The 926-nt window shown below is 29.3% G+C and carries 1 protein-coding gene; it reads right to left on the bottom strand.

What is annotated here, in order from left to right; all coding sequences use genetic code 11:
• Window positions 1–55: 55 nt before the first annotated feature.
• Window positions 56–926: IS200/IS605 family element RNA-guided endonuclease TnpB (gene tnpB / locus CAAU_RS12505; RefSeq protein WP_040306707.1), on the bottom strand; the 871-nt coding region annotated here is incomplete at its 5' end.

Genomic DNA, 926 nt, shown 5'->3' with positions numbered 1-926 from the left:
TACCTACTATCTCCACAGGCGTTAATTCGGGTAGTCCCTACCCTACTGTTTTTACTTATGCTATGCCTAATATCCTCTTTCCTTCTTTTAATATATTTTTACTTGCATTTACATCTCTATCATGGGCTGTCCTACATATTGGACATTCCCACTCCCTTACGTTTAAGTCTTTTACTTCTTCATTTTTATAACCACATACATTACATATTTGACTTGATGGATAAAACATATCTATTTTTACTATTGTTCTTCCATACCATAATGCTTTATATTCAAGCATATTTACAAATTTTGACCATGCTACATCTGATATGGACTTTGATAGTTTGTTATTTCTTAACATATTCTTAACCTTTAAGTCCTCCAAAATTATAACTTGGTTTTCGTTTATAATTTTAGAGGACAGCTTTTGCAAAAAATCTTCCCTTTGGTTTCTTATCTTCTCATGTATTTTTGCTACTTTCTTAGCTTGTTTTTTATAGTTACTACTGCCTAATTGTTTTTTAGAAAGCTTCCTTTGTTCCTTAATAAGTCTTTTTTCTAACTTTATAAGATATTTAGGATTGGATATTTTATTACCTTCACTATCTATCAGAAAATGCTTTACTCCTAAATCTATACCTATTACTTTGTTAGTTTTAGACTTTTCTGTAGTTTTTYYTATCCTACAGCAAATTGAAATGAAATATTTCCCTGTTGGAGTTCTACTTATAGTTGCATTTAATATTTTACCCTCTACTTCCATTGATTTTACAAACTTTACCCAGCCTAATTTGRGTAGTTTGATTTTGTTTCCTTTAATTTCAATGTTGTTATTTGTAAATGTTGTTCTATAGCTTTGATATTTACATTTCTTTGACTTAAACTTTGGATAATTTGCTCTGCCTTCAAAAAAATTCTTAAATGCTTTGTCTAAGTCCTTCAAT

Origin of the sequence: Caloramator australicus RC3 (assembly GCF_000297115.1) — a bacterium.
In the GTDB taxonomy this organism is placed as follows: domain Bacteria; phylum Bacillota; class Clostridia; order Clostridiales; family Caloramatoraceae; genus Caloramator; species Caloramator australicus.
The sequence above is the reverse complement of the archived record's forward strand: the minus strand, read 5'-3'. Positions and strand labels throughout refer to the sequence as shown.